Annotated in this window: 15 protein-coding genes; 10 read left to right on the forward strand and 5 right to left on the reverse strand. The window is 72.0% G+C overall.

Going from position 1 to position 14,693, the window contains the following annotated elements:
- Window positions 1-66: 66 nt before the first annotated feature.
- The 10 genes from OHA58_RS26920 to lgt all read left to right on the forward strand — a co-directional run bounded on the left by OHA58_RS26920 (window position 67) and on the right by lgt (window position 8,503).
- The gene (locus OHA58_RS26920; protein WP_405481928.1) at window positions 67-1,548 is read left to right on the forward strand and encodes an anthranilate synthase component I; all 1,482 of its coding nucleotides are present in this window, start codon (window positions 67-69) and stop codon (window positions 1,546-1,548) included.
- 22 nt (window positions 1,549-1,570) lie between these two features.
- The gene (locus OHA58_RS26925; protein WP_116502609.1) at window positions 1,571-2,227 is read left to right on the forward strand and encodes a TIGR02234 family membrane protein; all 657 of its coding nucleotides are present in this window, start codon (window positions 1,571-1,573) and stop codon (window positions 2,225-2,227) included.
- Between the two features lie 141 nt (window positions 2,228-2,368).
- Window positions 2,369-2,611: an HGxxPAAW family protein gene (locus OHA58_RS26930; RefSeq protein WP_405481929.1), complete on the forward strand. Its 243-nt coding sequence runs from the start codon at window positions 2,369-2,371 to the stop codon at window positions 2,609-2,611.
- A gap of 114 nt (window positions 2,612-2,725) precedes the next feature.
- Complete coding sequence (locus OHA58_RS26935; protein ID WP_405481931.1) at window positions 2,726-3,172, forward strand: DUF2752 domain-containing protein; 447 nt, start codon at window positions 2,726-2,728, stop codon at window positions 3,170-3,172.
- A gap of 146 nt (window positions 3,173-3,318) precedes the next feature.
- Window positions 3,319-4,128: an indole-3-glycerol phosphate synthase TrpC gene (gene trpC, locus OHA58_RS26940; RefSeq protein WP_405481932.1), complete on the forward strand. Its 810-nt coding sequence runs from the start codon at window positions 3,319-3,321 to the stop codon at window positions 4,126-4,128.
- Between the two features lie 8 nt (window positions 4,129-4,136).
- Window positions 4,137-4,283 carry a tryptophan biosynthesis modulator TrpM gene (gene trpM / locus OHA58_RS26945; RefSeq protein ID WP_389475073.1) on the forward strand — a complete coding sequence of 49 codons (147 nt, stop codon included), beginning with the start codon at window positions 4,137-4,139 and terminating at the stop codon, window positions 4,281-4,283.
- Window positions 4,284-4,388: 105 nt separating this feature from the next.
- Window positions 4,389-5,675: a tryptophan synthase subunit beta gene (gene trpB / locus OHA58_RS26950; RefSeq protein ID WP_405481934.1), complete on the forward strand. Its 1,287-nt coding sequence runs from the start codon at window positions 4,389-4,391 to the stop codon at window positions 5,673-5,675.
- A complete protein-coding gene (trpA, locus tag OHA58_RS26955; protein ID WP_405481936.1) occupies window positions 5,672-6,487 on the forward strand; it encodes a tryptophan synthase subunit alpha in 816 nt (271 codons plus the stop codon). Before trpB ends, trpA begins: the two co-directional genes overlap by 4 nt.
- A 93-nt stretch (window positions 6,488-6,580) precedes the next feature.
- Window positions 6,581-7,360 (forward strand): DsbA family protein, encoded by a 780-nt coding sequence (locus OHA58_RS26960; protein ID WP_405481937.1) that lies wholly within the window; start codon window positions 6,581-6,583, stop codon window positions 7,358-7,360.
- Between the two features lie 90 nt (window positions 7,361-7,450).
- Entirely contained in the window at window positions 7,451-8,503 is a 1,053-nt protein-coding gene (gene lgt / locus OHA58_RS26965; RefSeq protein WP_405481939.1) for a prolipoprotein diacylglyceryl transferase, read from the forward strand.
- 70 nt (window positions 8,504-8,573) lie between these two features.
- Here the strand turns inward: lgt and OHA58_RS26970 are convergent, their stop codons facing one another.
- Genes OHA58_RS26970 through OHA58_RS26990 form a run of 5 tightly spaced genes read right to left on the reverse strand, consistent with a single transcriptional unit; the run spans window position 8,574 to window position 14,638 of the window.
- A complete protein-coding gene (locus tag OHA58_RS26970; RefSeq protein WP_405481941.1) occupies window positions 8,574-9,410 on the reverse strand; it encodes an HpcH/HpaI aldolase/citrate lyase family protein in 837 nt (278 codons plus the stop codon).
- On the reverse strand, window positions 9,407-10,684 hold the full coding sequence (locus tag OHA58_RS26975; RefSeq protein ID WP_405481942.1) for a CaiB/BaiF CoA transferase family protein: 1,278 nt from the start codon (window positions 10,682-10,684) through the stop codon (window positions 9,407-9,409). Before OHA58_RS26975 ends, OHA58_RS26970 begins: the two co-directional genes overlap by 4 nt.
- Window positions 10,681-12,216 carry an ADP-ribosylglycohydrolase family protein gene (locus OHA58_RS26980; protein WP_405481944.1) on the reverse strand — a complete coding sequence of 512 codons (1,536 nt, stop codon included), beginning with the start codon at window positions 12,214-12,216 and terminating at the stop codon, window positions 10,681-10,683. Before OHA58_RS26980 ends, OHA58_RS26975 begins: the two co-directional genes overlap by 4 nt.
- Complete coding sequence (locus OHA58_RS26985) at window positions 12,216-13,439, reverse strand: ADP-ribosylglycohydrolase family protein (protein ID WP_405481946.1); 1,224 nt, start codon at window positions 13,437-13,439, stop codon at window positions 12,216-12,218. Before OHA58_RS26985 ends, OHA58_RS26980 begins: the two co-directional genes overlap by 1 nt.
- The gene (locus OHA58_RS26990; protein WP_405481948.1) at window positions 13,439-14,638 is read right to left on the reverse strand and encodes an ADP-ribosylglycohydrolase family protein; all 1,200 of its coding nucleotides are present in this window, start codon (window positions 14,636-14,638) and stop codon (window positions 13,439-13,441) included. Before OHA58_RS26990 ends, OHA58_RS26985 begins: the two co-directional genes overlap by 1 nt.
- Between the last annotated feature and the right edge of the window lie 55 nt (window positions 14,639-14,693).

The following is a 14,693-nucleotide window of genomic DNA, read 5'->3' on the forward strand; positions in this document are numbered from 1 at the left end:
CGCGCCGCCCGTTCCACGGACCGGGCGGCGCACCGGACCTGTCCGGACACGCCCTAAGCTCTTCCTATGGATCTCGAGACCTTCCGCAAGCTCGCGACCGACCGCCGAGTGATCCCCGTCAGCCGCAAGCTCCTCGCGGACGGCGACACCCCCGTCGGTCTGTACCGCAAGCTGGCCGGTGAACGCCCCGGCACGTTCCTCCTGGAATCCGCGGAGAACGGCCGCTCGTGGTCCCGCTACTCCTTCGTCGGCGTCCGCTCGGCCGGCACCCTCACCACCCGCGACGGCCAGGCGCACTGGCTCGGCACCCCGCCCGTCGGCGTCCCCACCCACGGCGACCCGCTCGCCGCCCTGCGCGCCACCGTCGAGACCCTCCACACCCCCCGCTACGAGGGCCTGCCCCCGTTCACCGGCGGCATGGTCGGCTACCTCGGCTACGACATCGTGCGCCGCCTGGAGAAGATCGGCCCCGGCGAGCGCGACGACCTGAAGCTCCCCGAGCTGACGATGCTGCTCACCAGCGACCTCGCCGTCCTCGACCACTGGGACGGCTCGGTCCTGCTGATCGCCAACGCGATCAACCACAACGACCTCGAGACCGGCGTCGACGAGGCCTACGCGGACGCCGTGGCCCGCCTCGACGCGATGGAGGCCGACCTCTCCCGGCCCGTCGTCCAGGCCCCCGCCGCGCTCCCGCCCTCCGAACTCCCGGAGTTCACCGCTCTGTGGGGCGGCACGGACTACCAGGAGGCCGTCGAGGACATCAAGGAGCGCATCCGGGCGGGCGAGGCCTTCCAGGTCGTGCCCTCGCAGCGCTTCGAGACGCCGTGCACGGCCGGCGCGCTCGACGTCTACCGGGTCCTGCGCGCCACCAACCCGTCGCCGTACATGTACCTGTTCCGCTTCGACGGGTTCGACGTGGTCGGCTCGTCGCCGGAGGCCCTCGTCAAGGTCGAGGACGGGCGCGCCATGGTGCACCCCATCGCCGGGACCAGGCACCGCGGCGCCACCCCCCAGGAGGACCAGGCGCTCGCCGACGAGCTCCTGGCCGACCCCAAGGAGCGCGCCGAGCACCTGATGCTCGTCGACCTCGGCCGCAACGACCTCGGCCGCGTCTGCGAACCGGGCTCCGTCGAGGTCGTCGACTTCATGTCCGTCGAGCGCTACTCGCACGTCATGCACATCGTGTCGACCGTCACCGGCCGGGTCGCCCCGGGCACCACCGCCTTCGACGTCCTCACCGCCTGCTTCCCCGCGGGCACCCTCTCGGGCGCGCCCAAGCCGCGCGCGATGCAGATCATCGACGAGCTCGAACCCTCCCGGCGCGGTCTGTACGGCGGATGTGTCGGATATCTCGACTTCGCCGGGGACTCCGACACGGCCATCGCCATCCGCACCGCGCTCCTGCGCGACAACACCGCATATGTGCAGGCCGGAGCGGGTATCGTCGCCGACTCCGATCCCGTCGCCGAAGACACCGAATGCCGCAACAAGGCGGCGGCGGTGCTGCGCGCCGTGCACACGGCCAACCGGATGCACGACGCCTGACGACGTGGGGGATAGTGGTGAGGTGACTTCCGCAGTGCCATCCCCCCGAACCGAAGCCGGGACCGCCTCCCCGGAGACGGCCGCCGCGCGCAACGGCCGCCGCAGCCTCGCCGCCGCGCTCCTGTTCGGCGCCGTCGGCGCGGCGGTGGCCCTGCTCTCCTCGCGGCAGGAGTGGGCCTCCGGGTCCGCGACCGTGCCCGGCGGCAGCTTCCCGCTCGCCGCCAAGGGCAGTGACGTCACCGGAGTGCCCGCGGCCCTCGCCATAGTGGGGCTCGCGGCCCTCGTCGCCGTCTTCGCGGTCCGCCGCGCCGGGCGCACGCTCGTCGCCGGGCTCCTCGCGCTCAGCGGCGCGGGCGCCGTCGTCGCCGCCGTCCTCGGCGCCGGCGACAGCGCGGCCCTCGACGAGAAGGCCGCCGAGGTCTCCGGCAACACCGCCGCCACCATCGGCTCCCTCGGCCACACCGTATGGCCGTACGTCGGTGCCGCGGGCGGCGCGCTCATCCTCCTGGCCGGCCTGCTCGCCCTGCGCTACGGCCGCTCCTGGCCGTCGATGGGCGGCCGCTACGAGCGTGACGGCACCCCGCGGCCCCGCAAGGCGGCCCGTCCCGTCGACCCGGAGCGCCCCGAGGAGCTGTGGAAGGCCCTCGACCGGGGCGAGGACCCCACACACGAGGCATAGCGGGGCCCCGGACCCCGAGTGCCGCCCATGCCCGCGAGTACGGGACAATGGGCACGAGCGTCCGGCTCACCACCCAGCACGGTGCCACGCGCGGGGTGCGAGGCCACGCATCAGCCACGCATTGAGCAACGAGGAGCAACCATGGCGGACAGCAGCCACGGACACACCCCGGCCGCCTGGACCGGTGTCATCATCGCCTTCATCGGTTTCTGCGTCGCGGGCGCCTTCATGGTGATGGCCAACCCCGTCGGCTTCTGGGCGGGCATGGCCCTGCTCGCCATCGCCGCGGTCGTCGGCGGCGCCATGAGCGCCGCGGGTCTCGGCAAGCAGAAGCCGCAGTCGCTGCCGGCCGTCTCGCCCGAGGCCGTCGCCGCGGAGGCCTGAGCTTCACCCACGTCGTGAGAGGCGGCCCGGCACCTGGTGCCGGGCCGCCTCTCACGCTTTCCACGCGCTGCGCGCCGACGGGCGGACCCGGCGGGCCCGTTGCACAATTCACGGGTGAACGCCGAAACGGACCCCTCCGCGGCCGCCCTGACCAGCGGCGCCGCCGGTTCGCTGCGGCGGCTTGCCGTCCCCGCCGGTGTCCTCGCCGCGGTCGGTATGGGCTTCGCGTACGTCGGGTCCGTCGACCCGAACGAGCCGGGCCACTACCCCGCCTGCCCGCTGCTCCACTACACGGGGATCTACTGCCCCGGCTGCGGCGGTCTGCGCAGCGCCCACGCGCTCGTCCACGGCGACCTCACGGCCGCTCTGGGGGACAACGCGCTCGCTGTGGCGGGCTACGCCCTCTTCGCCGTCCTGTGGGCCGTATGGGCCGTACGGGTGGCACGGGGACTGACCGTACGGATCGATCTCGGACGCCCCCACCTGTGGGCCGTGGGCGCCGTGGTCCTTGTCTTCACGGTTGTCCGGAACCTGCCGCTGGGTGGCTGGCTCCATCCTTGATCAACAGTATTTGTCCAGGTAGTGGGACCGGCGTCAACCAGATGCGGAGCCTTCGCCCTCCTCCGGATATCATCGCTGTGACCAGTGGATTGCTCTTCGGGGCAATCAGCTTCCACCGCTCCACCGTCAGGAAGGGGGCCGCTCGCGTGAGTGTGCTCGACGAGATCATCGACGGAGTCCGTGCCGACCTCGCGGAGCGGCAGGCGCGCGTCAGCCTCGACGAGCTCAAGGAGCGCGCGGCCAAGGCGCCCGCCGCCAAGGACGGGGTGGCCGCCCTGCGCGGCGACGGCGTCAAGGTGATCTGCGAGGTCAAGCGTTCCAGCCCGTCCAAGGGCGCGCTCGCCGCGATCGCCGACCCGGCCGGCCTCGCCGCCGACTACGAGGCGGGCGGCGCCGCCGTCATCTCCGTACTGACCGAGCAGCGCCGGTTCGGCGGTTCGCTCGCCGACCTGGAGGCCGTGCGCGCCAAGGTCGACATCCCGATCCTGCGCAAGGACTTCATCGTCACCTCGTACCAGCTGTGGGAGGCCAGGGCGTACGGCGCCGACCTCGCGCTGCTGATCGTGGCCGCCCTGGAGCAGCCCGCCCTCGAGTCGCTCATCGAGCGCGCGGAGTCCATCGGGCTCACGCCGATCGTCGAGGTGCACGACGAGGACGAGGTGGAGCGCGCCGTGGACGCGGGCGCCCGCATCATCGGCGTGAACGCGCGCAACCTCAAGACGCTCAAGGTCGACCGCGACACGTTCCAGCAGGTCGCCCCGGAGATCCCCGACCACATCGTCAAGATCGCCGAGTCGGGCGTGCGAGGCCCGCACGACCTCATCGCGTACGCCAACGCGGGCGCCGACGCCGTCCTCGTGGGCGAGTCCCTGGTGACCGGCCGCGACCCGCGCACCGCGGTCTCCGACCTGGTCGCCGCGGGCGCCCACCCGGCCCTGCGTCACGGCAGGAGCTGACCTTCCCGATGCCCATTGCCGCCCGCCTCGGACCCGGCTGCCGCCCTCGCGGCTGCCGGGCGCCGGCGCGGCGTGTGCACGGGCGGCGGGTGCGTTACGTCATCGGCGACGAGCCGGGTCAGGTCAACGGGATGCGATGGTGCTGCGCCCCATAAGGGGCGCGGTGAACGGCGCGGGCGGCCACAGGCAGCCCGCTGCCGACAAGTAACCCTGCCCCCATGGCGCGTAGTGTCCACACCGCTCACACCATGAGGTTTCGCATGCCCAGTAACTTCTTCATTCCCGACCCCGAAGGTCAAGTCCCCACCAGCGAGGGGTACTTCGGCGCGTTCGGCGGCAAGTTCATCCCGGAGGCGCTCGTCGCAGCCGTCGATGAGGTCGCCGTCGAGTACGACAAGGCCAAGAACGACCCGGCCTTCGCCGCCGAGCTCGACGACCTGCTCGTCAACTACACGGGACGGCCCAGCTCCCTCACCGAGGTGCCCCGGTTCGCCGAGCACGCCGGTGGCGTCCGGATGTTCCTCAAGCGCGAGGACCTCAACCACACCGGCTCGCACAAGATCAACAACGTGCTCGGCCAGGCGCTCCTGACCAAGCGCATGGGCAAGACCCGCGTCATCGCCGAGACCGGAGCCGGCCAGCACGGCGTGGCCACCGCCACCGCCTGCGCCCTCTTCGGCCTCGAGTGCACCATCTACATGGGCGAGATCGACACCGAGCGCCAGGCGCTCAACGTGGCGCGCATGCGGATGCTCGGCGCCGAGGTCGTCGCCGTGAAGTCCGGCAGCCGCACCCTCAAGGACGCCATCAACGAGGCGTTCCGCGACTGGGTCGCCAACGTCGACCGCACGCACTACCTCTTCGGGACCGTCGCGGGACCCCACCCCTTCCCGGCGATGGTCCGCGACTTCCACCGCGTCATCGGCGTCGAGGCCCGCCGCCAGATCCTGGAGCGCGCCGGACGCCTGCCCGACGCGGCCGTGGCCTGCGTCGGCGGCGGCTCGAACGCCATCGGCCTCTTCCACGCCTTCATCCCCGACGCCGGCGTGCGCCTCATCGGCTGCGAGCCGGCCGGCCACGGCCTGGAGACCGGCGAGCACGCCGCGACGCTGACCGCGGGCGAGCCCGGCATCCTGCACGGCTCACGGTCGTACGTCCTCCAGGACGACGAGGGCCAGATCACCGAGCCCTACTCGATCTCGGCGGGCCTCGACTACCCGGGCATCGGCCCCGAGCACGCCTTCCTCAAGGACAGCGGCCGCGGCGAGTACCGCGCGGTCACCGACGACGCCGCCATGCAGGCCCTGCGCCTGCTGTCGCGCACCGAGGGCATCATCCCGGCCATCGAGAGCGCCCACGCGCTCGCCGGAGCCATCGAGGTCGGCAAGGAGCTCGGCAAGGACGGGCTGATGATCGTCAACCTGTCCGGGCGCGGTGACAAGGACATGGACACGGCCGCCCGCTACTTCGGCCTGTACGACACCGACGCCGCCGTCGCGGCGGACGCGGCCGGGACCGCTGCGGAGATCGAGGGAGACGCCAAGTGAGCGGCAACATCCAGCTGTTGAACGACACCCTCGCCGCCGCGCGCGCCGAGGGCCGCTCCGCCCTCATCGCCTACCTCCCGGCCGGGTTCCCGACCGTGGACGGCGGTATCGAGGCGATCAAGGCCGTCTTCGACGGCGGCGCCGACGTCGTGGAGGTCGGGCTGCCGCACAGCGACCCCGTCCTCGACGGGCCCGTCATCCAGACCGCGGACGACATCGCGCTGCGCGGCGGCGTCCGGATCGCCGACGTCATGCGTACGGTCCGCGAGGCCCACGCGGCGACCGCCAAGCCGGTCCTCGTCATGACGTACTGGAACCCCATCGACCGCTACGGCATCGAGCGGTTCACCGCCGAGCTCGCCGAGGCGGGCGGCGCGGGCTGCATCCTGCCCGACCTGCCCGTCCAGGAGTCGGCGACCTGGAGGGAGCACGCGGACAAGCACGGCCTCGGGACCGTCTTCGTCGTCGCCCCCAGCAGCAAGGACGAGCGCCTCGCGACGATCACCGCCGCGGGCTCCGGCTTCGTGTACGCCGCCTCCCTGATGGGCGTCACCGGCACCCGCGAGTCCGTCGGCAACCAGGCCCAGGACCTTGTGCGCCGCACCAAGGCCACCACCGACCTGCCGGTCTGCGTCGGCCTCGGCGTCTCGAACGCGAAGCAGGCGGCCGAGGTCGCCGGGTTCGCCGACGGGGTCATCGTCGGCTCGGCGTTCGTGAAGCTGATGCTCGACGCGGACGATGAGGCCGCCGGACTCGCCGCCGTGCGGGCTCTCGCGGCGGACCTCGCGGACGGGGTGCGCGTCAAGGCGTAACCCATGACGTCGTAACCCATCGGGCCGTAACCCGTATGGGTGGAACTGGGACCGGGGAGGCACGCTGGTGCCTCCCCGGTTCGTTTGGCGGGTGTGAGCGAGAAGAACCGTGAGGGAAAGCGCACCGCCCGTGACCGGCTGGCGGAGGAGCGCGAGAAGCAGAGAGCCAAGGACAGGCGCCGCAGGGGCGTGATCGTGGGGGGCGCCGTCGTGGGTGTCCTCGCGCTGGCTGCCGTGATCGGCGTGATCGCGGCGAATTCCGGTGACGACAAGAGTGACGCCTCGGCTCCCGTCGTCGCCCCGCAGGGTGCGGTCGGCAAGGACAGCCTCGCGATCCCGGTCGGCAAGGACAGTGCGAAGTCGACACTCACGGTGTGGGAGGACTTTCGCTGCCCCGCGTGCAAGGCCTTCGAGGACGCCTACCGCACGACGATCCACGAGCTGACCGACTCCGGACAGCTCAAGGTCGAGTACCACCTGGCCACGCTCATCGACAAGAACATGGGCGGCAGCGGCTCCCTGCGCGCGGCGAACGCGGCGGCGTGTGCCCAGGACGCCGGGAAGTTCCCCCCGTTCCACGACGTCCTCTACGAGAACCAGCCCCCGGAGACCGACGACGCCTTCGCCGACAACGGCAAGCTGATCGAGCTGGCCGGCAAGGTCGGCGGCCTCGTGACGCCGGACTTCAGGAAGTGTGTCGACGACGGCAGCCACGACAGCTGGGTCAAGAAGTCAAACCAGGCGTTCCAGGACGGCGGCTTCCAGGGCACGCCGACGGTGCTCCTGAACGGGAAGAACGTGTTCGGTGACCAGGCCAACCCGCTGACCCCCGCGAAGCTGAAGCAGATGGTGCAGGCGGCCGACAAGCCGTAGGAGCGGCCGCAGACGCGAGGGTCTCGTTATGGACCCGTAGCCGGGCTGGTTGCCGCCGCCACGGCCCGGCACGGTAGCGTCGACATTGCCATGACTCTTGCCTTCATCCCCAGCCCGGCTCACGGAGTGGTCTATCTCGGACCCATTCCGCTGCGCGGCTACGCGTTCTGCATCATCATCGGCGTCTTCGTGGCCGTCTGGCTCGGCAACAAGCGCTGGATCGCCCGCGGCGGGCGATCCGGCACCGTTGCCGACATCGCGGTCTGGGCCGTGCCGTTCGGCCTCGTCGGCGGCCGGCTCTACCACGTGATCACGGACTACGAGCTGTACTTCAGCGAGGGCCGCGACTGGGTGGACGCCTTCAAGATCTGGGAGGGCGGCCTCGGGATCTGGGGTGCCATCGCGCTCGGCGCGGTGGGCGCGTGGATCGGGTGCCGCAGGCGCGGCATCCCGCTCCCCGCCTACGCCGACGCCATCGCGCCCGGCATCGCCATCGCGCAGGCCATCGGCCGCTGGGGCAACTGGTTCAACCAGGAGCTGTACGGCAAGCCCACCGACCTGCCGTGGGCCCTGAAGATCACGTCGTCGGCGGACGGGCGCGTGCCGGGCACGTACCACCCGACCTTCCTGTACGAGTCCCTGTGGTGCATCGGTGTCGCGCTGCTCGTGATCTGGGCGGACCGCCGCTTCAAGCTCGGCCACGGGCGGGCCTTCGCGCTCTACGTCGCCACGTACTGCGTGGGCCGCTTCTGGATCGAGTACATGCGCGTCGACGACGCCCACCACATCCTCGGCCTGCGGCTCAACGACTGGACCGCGATGGGTGTCTTCCTGCTCGCGGTGATCTACATCGTGATCTCGGCGAAGATGCGCCCCGGCCGCGAAGCGATCGTGGAGCCGGGCGCCGGTGACGATGATACGGACACGGCCAAGGCCAAGGCCAAGGGTGACGACGCCGATCCCCGGGACAAGGCTGAGGTCAAGGCGGAGGACAAGGCAGCGGGTGACGATGCCGAGTCCACCGAGGCCGCCGACAAGGACGAGGCCGCGGACAAGGACGAGGCCGCGGACAAGGACGAGGCCGCGGACAAGGACGAGGCCAACGGTGAGGCAGGGGCCACGAAGGCCGGAAGAGCTAGCTGAGCCTCACCACCCATACGCCGACGGGGGCGCCGGATCGATGCGATCCGGCGCCCCCGTCGCGCTGTCCCGGTCAGCCCCCGCGACGGAGTGACGCCAGCGCGAGGACCCGGCGCGCGTCCGACACGATCGCCGCGTCGACGAAGCGGCCGTCGGGCAGCGCCAGGGCCCCCGCCTCCGTGGCGGCGGCGCCGACGACCTCCGTCGCCGCGTCGACCTCCGCCGCCGTCGGCAGGAACGCCGCCTCGATGACGGGGAGCTGGCGTGGGTGGATCGCCATACGGCCGAAGAAGCCGAGCGCCCGGCCATGCGAACAGGAGCGGGCCAGGCCCACCGTGTCGCGGACGTCCGGGTAGACGGACTGCGGCGGCGGGGGCAGCGCCGCGGCGCGCGCGGCGACGACCGCCCGCCCGCGTGGCCACGCCAGACCCTCGCCGTTCGTCACGCCGAGCTCCGCCCGCAGATCCGCCTCGCCCAGCGCGATGCCCCGTACGCCGGGATGCCGCGCGATCTCGTACGCCTGCTCGACGCCGAGCGCCGACTCCAGGAGGGCGTACAGGGGCGGCACCTCGACCGACCAGTCCGAGACACGGTCCAGGTCGGTGGGGCCGTGGACCTTGGGGAGGCGCAGGGCGCCGAGGCCCGGGAGCGGGGTGAGCCGTCTGACCTCGGACTCGGCGCGCGGCGAGTCCAGCGCGTTGACCCTCACATGCACCGGCACCGGGTGCTTCTCGGCGAGCAGCTCGGCGGTCGCGTCGAGGGCGTACGTCTTGCGGTCGGGGGCGACCGCGTCCTCCAGGTCGATCAGGACCACGTCGGCGCCCGAGTCGAGCGCCTTCGCCACGACCTCCGGCCGGTCTCCCGGTGCGTAGAGCCAGGTCAGGAACGTCTCGTAGGACTGGGCGGTCACAGCGCGCCCGCCTCGCGGAGGGTGGTGATCTCCGAGGGGGAAAGACCGAGGCCCGTAAGGATCTCGTCCGTGTCGGCACCGTGGGGGCGGCCGGCCCACTTGATCGCGCCGGGGGTCTCGGAGAGGCGGAACAGCACGTTCTGCATCCTGACCGTGCCCAGCTCGGGGTCGGGCACCTCGGTGATCGAGCCGAGCGCCTGGTACTGCTCGTCCTCCATCACGTCGCGGATGTCGAAGACGGGGGCGATGGCGGCCTCCGCCTTCTCGAAGGCCGCGAGGACGTCGTCCCGCGAGTGCCGGGCGATCCAGGAGCCGACCGCAGCGTCGAGTTCGTCGGCGTGGCCCGCGCGGCCCGAACCCGTCTCGAACCACGGCTCGTCGATCAGCTCGGGGCGGCCGACCAGGCGCATCACGCGCTCGGCGATCGACTGGGCGGACGTGGAGACCGCCACCCACTTGTCGTCGCTCGTGCGGTAGGTGTTGCGCGGGGCGTTGTTCGTGGACCGGTTCCCGGTGCGCGGCTGTACGTAGCCGAGCTGGTCGTACCAGATGGGCTGCGGGCCGAGGACCGTCAGCATCGGCTCGATGATCGCCATGTCGACGACCTGGCCCCGCCCCGTCCGCTCGCGGCCCTGGAGCGCGGCCATCACCGCGTACGACGTGGAGAGGGCGGCGATCGAGTCCGCGAGGCCGAACGGCGGGAGCGTCGGGGGGCCTTCGGGCTCGCCGGTGAGCGCCGCGAAGCCGCTCATCGCCTCGGCGAGCGTGCCGAATCCGGGGCGCCGCGAGTACGGCCCGAACTGGCCGAAGGCGGTGACGCGGGTGAGGACCAGGCGCGGGTTGGCGGCGTTCAGCTCCTCCCAGCCGAGGTTCCACTTCTCCAGGGTGCCGGGACGGAAGTTCTCGATCAGTACGTCCGTGTCCGCGACCAGCTTGAGGAGGATCTCGCGCCCGCCCCGCGTGGAGAGATCGAGGGTGATGTTCCGCTTGTTGCGGCCGAGGAGCTTCCACCACAGGCCGACGCCGTCCTTCGACGGGCCGTGGCCTCGGGACGGGTCCGGTTTACGGGGATGCTCGACCTTGATCACGTCGGCGCCGAAGTCGCCCAGCATGGTCGCGGCGAGTGGACCGGCGAAGAGGGTGGCGAGGTCGAGGACGCGTAGGCCCTGCAGGGGGGCGGGGTGTTGGGGGGTGGGGGTGCTGGGGGTGGGTGTGTTGGGCGTGGGGGTGGTGGGCGTGGGGGTAGCGGGGTGCTGGTTGTGATCGGAATTCATGTGCGGGCCTCCTGAGTGAGCCTGGCCAGTTCGTCGAAGCCGATCCCGTCGAAGTCGGCGACCGAGGTCGCCAGACGGTTCTTGAGCGGGGTGGTCCAGCGGTCGTCGATCGCGTCGGGGGAGCCGGCGAGGAGGCCGGCGATCGAACCGGCCGTCGCGCCGTTGGAATCGGTGTCCCAGCCACCCGACACCGCACGGCAGACGGACCCCGTGAAGTCGCCGTCGGCGTGGGTGAGCGCGGCGGCGAGGAGCGCCGCGTTGGGCAGGACGTGCACCCAGTGGTGGTCGTGGGCGTAGCGGGCGTGGAGCGTGTCGACCGCGGACGCGAAGCCTGCCGGGGTGCCGGTGGGTTCGGCGCGGGCCGTCTCGATGCCGAAGCGGATTGCCTGGGCGTAGCGCGAGTCGGGTGGGATCACGGAGAGGCCGGCGTTGAGGGTGGTGTGGATGGTGGGGGCGGTGGGGGTTGTGGGGGTGGTGACTGTGGTGGGGGTGGTGCGGTGTGGTGTCGCGGTGTGGGGCGTGGTGGCGGTTGGTGCTGCTGTATGGGTTGTCGTGGCGGTTCGTGCTGCTGCGTGGGCGATGGCTGCCGCTACGAACATCTCTCCGTAGACGCCGTTCGCCGTGTGCGTCAACGTCGCGTCTCTGTAGGCCAGTTCGGCCGCCCGGGCGGGGTCGCCGGGGTTCGTCCAGCCGAAGACGTCCGCGCGGATCTGGGCGCCGATCCACTCCCGGAACGGGTTGTGGTGCACGGCCGTGTCCGGGGGCTCCATGCCGTCAAGGAGATTGCGGTACGCGATGCGCTCCGCGGTGAACGTGCGGCCCGCCGGCAACTCGTCGAGCCACAGTTGCGCCACGTCCGCCGTGGTGAACTCGGCGCCGTGGCGCTGGAGCAGGAGCAGGCCGAGGAGCGGGTAGTTGAGGTCGTCGTCCTCCGGCATGCCGTCGATGTTCTCGGCGAGGGAGGTGGGGCGGGAGCGGCGGTTCCAGGGGTAGCGCTCCGCCACATCCCGCGGGAGGTTCCGGTGCGTGAACCAGGTGTTCAGGGGCCAGTTGGACGTGGACTTCGCGATGGCCCGGATGCCGTCCAGGGGGAGCTTCTCCACGGGTTTGCCCAGGAGGCAGCCGACCGCTCTGCCCAGCCAGGATGCATGCAGGCCTTTCGTTCCGGGGGTTTCTGGGGGCGCTGCCCCCAGGCCCCCGCGTCCCTTGTCCTCAAGCGCCGGACGGGCTGGGTGGAGGGCCCGGGGCGCCGGCCAGTTCGGCGTGAGTCGTTTGATCTCGCTCAGGGGCGTTGGCTCAAGTGCCCTCAGCGGGCTCTGTGCTGAGGCCAGTTCGTCCAGGAGCGTGTTCGCCAGTGCTCGTAGTCTTGGGTCCTGGGGCGGCGGTGACGCTCCCGCGCGCTCGGGGGGCGGGTGGCCGCCCGCCTCGCGCCAGCGGCGCTCCACCCCGCTCGCGTTCCGGCCGTCCTGTGCCGCCTGGCGCAGCTCGTGGCCGAGCAGGTCCTCGGGCTGGACCCAGGTGAGGCGCAGCATCACGACCCCGCGGTCGCGGTGAGTTCGGCGAACGCCGCCTCGTGGGACCGGCGGCGGGTCATGTCCTTGGCGAAGACCTCGCGCGTGACCCGGGCCAGTGAGGCCGCCGGCGTGTGCAGGTCGAGTCTGCTCGCGCGGGCCACCTCCCCGCTCCACTCCTGCGGCACCGCCGACTCCCCGTACAGCGCACCCACGATCGCACCGCTCATCGTCGCGATCGAGTCGCAGTCACGGCCGTAGTTGACCGAGCCGAGGACCGTCTGCCGGAAGTCGCCTCGGCCGACCAGGAGCATCCCGAGCGCGATCGGCAGCTCCTCGATCGCGTGCAGCCGAGACGGGCGGCGCGCCCCGAGTGACGGCTTGCGGTACTCCGGGCCGACCGTGTCGAACGGCGTGACCGCCTCCCGCAGCGGTCCCAGCGCGTCCTCGAAGTCCGTGTGGTCACGCGCCACTTCGCACACCGCTTCGATCGCCGACCTCGTGCCGTCCTTCGCGAGAGCCAGCGCCTCCTCGACCACCGACTCCGGCGTCGCATCCGGCCTGAACGCCGCGGCGACCGCCGCCGCGAAGACGCCCGCCGCCTCCCTGCCGTACGACGACTGGTGCGCGCCCGCGACGTCCAGCGCCTCCTCGTACGCCCTGCCGGGGTTGCCCGCGTTCACCGCTCCGACCGGAGCCATGTACATCGCCGCGCCGCAGTTCACGATGTTGCCCACGCCCGCCTCGCGCGGGTCCACATGGCCGTAGTGGATGCGCGCCACGATCCACTTCTCGGCCAGGAAGATCCGTTGCAGCGGGAGCGCCTCCGCCTCCAGCTCCGGGATCCAGCGCGTGTTGGTGATCAGGTCGGGGACGAGGTGGTCTGCGACCGCGTACGCGTCCAGGTGGTCCCGTACGTTCTCGTAGACCCTGATCAGCGCGTGCGTCATCAAGGTGTCGTCGGTGACGTGACCGTCGCCCTTGTGGTATGGGGCGATCGGGCGCGCCGTACGCCAGTCGTCCTTGTGGAACGGCTCCACGATGCCGCGGACCCGGCCGCCGTGGCGCTCCGCGATCGCCTCCGGCGTCCAGCCCTCCACCGGGCCGCCCAGCGCGTCGCCCACCGCGGCGCCCAGGAGGACTCCGGTGGTGCGGTCCTCCAGGGAACGGGGGGTGGGGGTGGGGGTTCCTTTTGGGGTTCGCTTCGGGGTGGGTGTGGGGGTGGCCGTTGTGGGGGTGGTCATCAGGGGCCTTTCGGTGTGGTTGCTGCCCTGGTCAGGTCTGCAGCGATGGCCACGAGGTCCGTTCCTGTCAGGCGCGGCAGTGCGCAGCCCGCGAGCATGCGGCACGCGTCCCGCCAGCTCGCCGGGAGCGTGTCGGCTCCGCCGATCGCTCCGGTCAGCGCGCCCGCCAGCGCCGGGGCCGAGTCCGCCACCCGCGAGAGGCACGCCGCCGTGGGTACCGCCTCCGTCACGTCGCCGCCGGCCGCGGTCGCCACGGCCAGGGCCACCGGGACCGTTTCCGCCGCCGCGATGCCGTAGCTGTAGACGTGGTCGACGATCTCGTGCTCCAGGACCGGGACCAGCGCGAACGCGTTTCCCGGCAGGCCGGGGCGGGCCGCGGCCGCCCTTCGCGCCAGGTCCACCGCGTGCAGCGCGTTGCGGCGGATCTCGGTTCCCTCGGGGAGCTGGGCCAGCGCGGCGTTCACGCAGGCGTCCACCGGTGCGCCGCCCAGCGCTGTCGCTACGGCCGCCGCCATGGCTCTGGCGCCGTGCACTCCGTCGCCGTCCTGGGTGTACCGGGCGTCGAACTCCGCCAGTTCCGCGGCGAGTTCGGGGGCGCCCGGGTGGACCACGGCCAGTACGGCCGCGCGTACGCAGGCCGCGTCGTCGAAGTAGTGCGGGTTGTCGTGTCCTGTGGCCGGGGGGCTCAGGCCCGCCGCCAGGTTGCCCAGGCCCGCTCTTACAGAGATGCGTGCCCGCATCGGCATGCGCGCCGACTCGATCTCGTCCGCTCGGGCCGTTGCCTCGGCCACCTCGGCGGCGAGGGTGTTCCAGGCGAGGGCGAGTGCCGTGCGTACGTGGTCGTCCGGGGCGAGGTTCGTGCTCCGGGCTCTCGCCTTGGTGGCGTTCAGGATCGAGGCTGCCGTGAACGCCGCCCATTCCGCGTCGTCCGACGGGCCCAGGCGCAGGGGTTCCGGGGGCTGGTTGAGCGCGATCGGTACGGGGAGCGTCGTGGTCGCGTTCTGCTCCGCGAACGTGTCCAGTTCTCGGGTCAGGCGGCGGGTCCAGTCGGGGAGGCGGGCTGCGCGGTGTCGGCCTGAGGGCCAGCCTGCGGCGTCGCCTGCGGCGATGCCCAGTAGTAGGCCCTCGATCCGGCGGGGGGTGGTGGGGGGTGCTGTGGCGCGGGGTTTCGTTTCGGCGGTGACGGTGGGGGGCGTCATGATGCGGGCCTCTCTGGGGCGGGCTGTCGGGTGCGGGCTTGTTTTCGGCTTGTGG

Source organism: Streptomyces sp. NBC_00009 (genome assembly GCF_045040855.1).
Lineage (GTDB): Bacteria > Actinomycetota > Actinomycetes > Streptomycetales > Streptomycetaceae > Streptomyces > Streptomyces aureus.